The following is a 288-nucleotide window of genomic DNA, read 5'->3' as shown; positions in this document are numbered from 1 at the left end:
GGCCAGCGTCTTCGTTCCCCGGGTCGGGCCGCTGACCGTTGCAATGGCCGCGCGCAACCTGCCGCGACTGCTGAGGCTCCGCTCCGAGCGGGCCTGATGGGCGCCGGCCGGCACCGCGGCGCCGTCATTGCGGCTGCCGTCGTCGTCGGCTTCGCCGGGTGCGTCGTGCTGGCGTACGCCCTCCTCAATCCTGCCCCGCGGGGTCCGGTGCCCGGCAGATACGCCGCCATGTCGACCGTCGCGCACGCGTACGTGGAGGCCGCGGAGCATCAGGACTGCGGGCTGACC

1 protein-coding gene is annotated in these 288 nt (G+C 74.3%); it reads left to right on the top strand.

Features of this window, described 5'->3' with window-relative positions; all coding sequences use genetic code 11:
• Positions 1-96: 96 nt before the first annotated feature.
• Positions 97-288, top strand: a 192-nt coding sequence (locus SB717_RS35105; RefSeq protein ID WP_410907517.1) for a hypothetical protein, incomplete at its 3' end; no start/stop codon positions are given.

Origin of the sequence: Priestia sp. SIMBA_032, from assembly GCF_046535215.1 — a bacterium.
GTDB classification, from domain to species: Bacteria; Bacillota; Bacilli; order Bacillales; family Bacillaceae_H; genus Priestia; species Priestia aryabhattai.
Note: the sequence above shows the minus strand (reverse complement) of the source record. Positions and strands in the feature narration are given on the sequence as shown.